The sequence below is a fragment of the Mycetocola sp. genome, assembly GCF_046716805.1.
GTDB lineage: Bacteria > Actinomycetota > Actinomycetes > Actinomycetales > Microbacteriaceae > Mycetocola_A.
This window is the reverse complement of sequence record NZ_JBKJWH010000058.1, coordinates 1-5,420: the sequence shown is the minus strand read 5'-3', so window position 1 is coordinate 5,420 and position 5,420 is coordinate 1. Positions and strand designations below refer to the sequence as shown.

Sequence of the window (5,420 nt, the reverse complement as noted above, 5' to 3'; positions counted from 1 at the left end):
GTGCCGTTCCCGGCACCCCCGCCCTCGTTCAGATGGTGCGTCTACTCGTCCTCTCCGTGCGAGTGGCCGCCGCTGCTGCCGGTGGTGCCTTCAGGACCAGCCGGCGCGGGCAGGTTGAGCCCACCGGGGATGTTCTTGCCGACCACACCGTTGACCGACTCCGTCGAGTACCCGTACACGAGCACCGCGAGCGCGATGGCGTCGATGTTCACGTCGAGTGCCTCGATGTTCACGTTGTCGATGTCGTCGCAGGCCTGGTGGTAGCACTGGTCGTACGACTCACCAGCAACACCGCCCCAGATGGCTTCCTGCTCCTCGGTCTTGATGACCTCGGCGCCGGTGAACAGGCCACCGGCCGGAATCCCGTTGAGGATGAAGGCCTCGTAGTCGCTACGTCCGCTGAACTCGGCGTCGTCGTACGGCACGCCAACGCTTGTGAAGTAGCTCTCGAAGAGGTCCTCGATCGCGACCGATCCTTCAGGAACGACAACAGGTGCCGGGAACTGAGACTCGTCACCGTCGTAGATCATGAAGATGTAGTTGGGCGAAGCGATCATGTCGAAGTTCAGGTACAGCGCGATGCGGTCCTTCTCTTCCTGGCTCAGTCCGGCAACATACTCTTCCGAGCCGATGAGTCCGGCTTCTTCAGCACCCCACCACGCGAACCGCAGGGTGTTTTCGGGCTTCACCTTCGACATCGACTGAGCAACCTCAATCAGCGCAGCGGATCCGCTGCCGTTGTCCTGGATGCCGGGGCCCGCCTGCACTGAGTCGAGGTGCGCGCCAGCCATCACAACGTTGTTGGTGTTCTTGCCTGGGAGCTCCGCAATGACGTTCTTCTGCGGGCGCTCCTCAGGCAGTGGCACCATCACGTGCGCCGTCGAACCGGCCTGCGCCAGAGCGACACCCTGCTGGAAGCTCGCGCCAACCACGGGGATGCCAACGATGTCCGAGCCGCCGAGGGTACCCACGATCAGGTCCTGGCGGGCGGCGGTGTCGTCGTTACCGGCGTTGAAGATGATCACGCCAGCCGCGCCTGCCGCCTCGGCGTTCAGCGCCTTGGTTGCGAACGTACAGGTGCCGCGTTGGATCAGCGCGATGTTGCCCGCCGGGAAGCCGATGAAGTCGGAGGCCTCACAGCCACTGGTGTTGGTGTTCGGTGTGGTGAGCTGCACGTCGACGGGCGTGACGGCCGCCGTGACGTCGCCGGCACCGCTGCCGGTGAACGGGCCGGTGGGGTACGAGGCAGCCACTGGCGTGAGCTGCTCGAGTGTCGACGGCCCGACGAACGTGAAGTCGAATTCGTCGATCGTGACATTCCAGCCAGCCGCCTCGAGCGTTTCGACGACATAGTCGACGCTCGCCTCGTAGCCGGAGGTCCCGGCCGCGCGGTTGTCGCCGTTCGCGTCGGCGATTGCCTGGAACGCCTCGAGGTGCTCCATAGCCCCGTCTGCGTCAACGCACTGAAGGAGCTTCTGGATGGTGTTGTTGTTTTGTTTCTCGCAACTCTGCGAAGAACCGGGTTTTGCGGACGAACCGGGTGCGGCGAACGCAGCCCCGGTGGGGACCAGCACGAAAGCAGCCAGCGTCGCGGTAGCGACCACCGCCGTCCGTGCTCTCCCCGTAAGTGTGGCAGTTGACTTCATTGTCTCCCTTTCACTTGGTACCCCGGGTCGGGGCACACGTTGATCGAGAGCATAGGGAAGATGAGCGCGCCTCAGTAGCCCCCATTTCAAAATACGGGACCGCCAAGGACACCCACCGTTCACCTCCCGGTACGCCGGCATCCCTAGGTTCGACGAGCATCCTCTCTCCAACCGAAGGTAATCCTGTGTCTACGTCACGTCTTCGGCGGTTCCGCACTGCCCTTGCTGCAGCCACCGTGTGTGCGCTGGGCATGGGCCTGCTCGCTGCCTCACCCGCAACCGCCGCTCCGGTCGCCGGCATCCCGCCGCTCGTCGTCACCGAGATCGTCGCCAACAATCCCGGCAACGACAACTTCGAGTACTTCGAGGTGCACAACACGACGACGGATGCTCTCAATCTCACGACCGCAGGCATCACCTTCGCGTACTCCTACGTCGACTCCGGCGACCGGGCCCGCGACGTGCCGCTCACCGTCGACGGCGACGTGAGCATCGCCGCTGGCGAGACCGTCGTGTTCTGGCTGAGCTACACCAGCGGCAGCGTCGACTCCTCGGCGTTCACTGTGGACGGTTTCCGCAGCGCCGTCGGAGCGGATGCCGGCACACGCGTCGTCCGTGTCACCGGCCAGAACGGTATGGCGAACGGCGGCGACCGTGGCGTACGGGTGCTCGACGCCGACGGCATCGTTTCCTGGTCTCACTACCCGACCGGCTCGATGGGTGAAGGCCAGGCGGTGCACTTCCGCCTGCCGGCCGACCCGGCCGACCTCGGCCTCGACGTGCTCGCACCCAACGCAGCCGGCAGCCCTGGCGTGGTCGACCCGGCCGCGCTGGTGCGCCCGGAGCCCGAACCGGAACCCGTCCCCGAGCCCGGCCCCGCCGCGAACTGGCCGCTGATCGTCACCGAGATCGCTCCGGACCACGTCGGCTACGACAACTTCGAGTTCTTCGAGGTGCACAACACCACGCACCTGCCGATCGACCTCGCTGCCGCCGGGTACAGCTTCGCCTACGGACCGGTCAGCTCCGACGACATGGCCACCGACGTGCCGCTCAAAGCCTCGGAAAACCTCGTGCTCGGCGCCGGCGAAACGGCGCTGTACTGGCTGAGCTACACGAGCGGCAACGTCGACTCCTCCGCGAAGACCGAAGCCGACTTCCGCGCCCAGTGGGCGGTTCCCGCCGACACCCGGGTCGTCCGGATCACCGGGCAGAACGGCATGGCCAACACCGGTGCCCGCGGCATCCGCGTCGTGAAGACCACGGATGCTGGCACCGAGTCGGTCAGCTGGTCGCACTACCCGGCCGGTTCGGTGTCCACCACGACGACCGCGCACTTCCGCATCCCCGGAGACATCGCCCAGAACGGGCTGCCGCTGCTCGAGACCGCCGCCGCTACCCCCGGCGCGGTCAAGCCGGAGGCACTCACCGCTCCCGAGCCCGAGCCCGCACCCGGCTGGGACCCGAAGCCCGACCCGGCGCTGTCCACCGCACGCCTGCAGGTGACCGAGCTGCTGCCGGACTCCACCAACGTCGGCGCCTCCGACGGTTTCGAGTTCATCGAGCTGTACAACGCCACGAGCGAGCCGATCGACTTCGCCGACTACACGATCAACTACCTCTACCCGCTGGACTACACCACCAACAGCAACGAGGTGCTCTGGCCCGCCCAGCCCGCCGACGTGGTGATCGAACCGGGCAAGACGCTCGTGTTGTGGGTCAAGAACGGCCCGAACGACGCCCTCGGTGCCGCCGAGTTCAACGCCCAGTTCGGCACCAAACTTGAACTCGGCACCAGCCTGGTCGAGATCTACGCGGGCGGTATGGCCAACGGCTCCCCGCGCGGCATCGAGGTTCTGACAAACACCGGGTTCAGCGTCAACCGCGCCTATTACAACATGGGCGACACCGACGACACGCAGGCCGACCAGGGCATCCGTTACGCGGTCACCGCCGAGGACCTCGGTCTGCAGCGGATGCTTGGCGTCACCTCGGCGACGCCCGGCGCGGTGCAGGAAGACCAGGTCCCGGCCGGACTGATGATCGACCCGGTCGACACCGTCGCGCCGGTCATTGAAGACTCCACGGCCGCGAGCATCGACCCGGCCGCGAACTTCACGGTCGAGCTGCGGGCCAGCGACGACGTGCAGGTCCGCACGCTGGCACTGGAGTTGTCGAACAACGTGGATGACGGCATCCGTTCGGTGAATCTCGTCGCGGGCGCCGATGGCATCTACCGTCACGTCGTGAACGCCGCCGACCTGATCGGCAAGCGCTGGTACGAGTACACCGTCACCGCGCGGGACGGCTCGAACACGACCACCACCGAGACCCGGCGCGTGCCGATCGAGGGCGTGAACACCGACCCGATCCGGCTCAACGTGACCGACGGCCAGTACGTCGGCGGCGGCAACACGGTGATCGCGGCGGGGGATGAGTTCCCGAGCGAACTCGAGCTGAGCATCGACGGCACAGCGTTTGAGACGGTTCCGAGCCTCGAAAGCGCTCCGACGTTCGTGTTCGAGGCCGGCAGCGTCGACACCTTCTTCCAGAACGGGGTGCGCATCGGCGATGACGTACTCCGGATCTTCGATGACGGTATCTACACCGGCTTCGAGACGATCGTCACCCCGGTGCCGCTCGACTACGTGGTCGAGGGCGAGGAACTCGTCGTCAGCATCTGGGCGGGCACCAAGGCCCGGCCCGAGATCGACCTGAACGAGAACAACGACGATTTCCAGGTCAAGGGCCTCCGTCTCGTGCTGCCCGACGGTCGCACCCTCACGCCGATCGGCTACGACGACCCGACGCTCGCCCTGAACATGGGTGACAGCGCCGGCAAGTACGACTTCTACGACGCCCGGTTCGCCCTCCCCGCGGATGCCTTCACCGGCAACGCCACGATCTGGGACACCACCACCGTGGCTGACGGCGAGCACGTCGTCTCCGCGACCGACGGCACGAACAGCCTCAGCCGCACGGTGATCGTCGACAACACGGCCCCCGAGGTGACTTCCTCGATCGTCGACGGCACCCCGTACCAGGGCGAGATCAGCATCGAGGCCGAGATCACGGATGCCGGTTCCGGCGTCGGCTCGTACACGGCGACGCTCGAAGGCATGCCGATCACCCTGCCGTACACGACCTCGTCGCTGACCCTCGCCCCCGGCGAGCACGACGTGGTGATCGAGTCGACCGACAAGGTCGGCAACGTCAGCCGCTTCGAGGCGACGTTCACGACGTTCGAGGAGATGCCCACCGGCGGCGCGATCAGCCCAGAGGAGGGCAACGAGGTCGAGGCCGGTGACGTCAGCCTGTCGGCGCAGGGCGACGACCCGACCGGTGACATCCTCGACGTGTCCTTCCGCGAGGGCTACCGGCTCGACCTCGCCGACGGTGACGTCGCGACCCGGACGGGGACGACACAGGACGCCGCGGCGATCGACCGCGAACAGCCGGTCGCCCTGCAGTCCGACGATCTCGAAGAACTCGAAACGGTCGACGGGGTCGCCACCGACATCAGCTCGGAGACGGAGTTCCCGTACCAGCTGTTTGACGTGGCCGTGCCAGCCGATGCCGGAGCCGACGCGCTTGTCCGGGTCTCCTGGGCGGGAACAGCGAACGCCAACGCACAGGTGATCCTCTACGCGCTCGCCGCCGACGAGGCATCCTGGACCGAGGTCACCCGCCACCGGACGACCACCGACGATGAGGCGTTCACCCTGTCCGGTGTCGTCGAGGCCAGGGCCCACGCGGTCGACGGAACGGTCAGCA

2 protein-coding genes are annotated in these 5,420 nt (G+C 66.5%); one reads left to right on the top strand and one right to left on the bottom strand.

What is annotated here, in order from left to right; all coding sequences use genetic code 11:
- Window positions 1-41: 41 nt before the first annotated feature.
- Window positions 42-1,442, bottom strand: coding sequence for a M28 family metallopeptidase (locus ACLQ62_RS04920; RefSeq protein ID WP_411720548.1), 1,401 nt, complete (start codon window positions 1,440-1,442; stop codon window positions 42-44).
- A gap of 389 nt (window positions 1,443-1,831) precedes the next feature.
- Here ACLQ62_RS04920 and ACLQ62_RS04915 point away from each other — a divergent pair.
- Window positions 1,832-5,420, top strand: a 3,589-nt coding sequence (locus tag ACLQ62_RS04915; protein WP_411720547.1) for a lamin tail domain-containing protein, incomplete at its 3' end; no start/stop codon positions are given.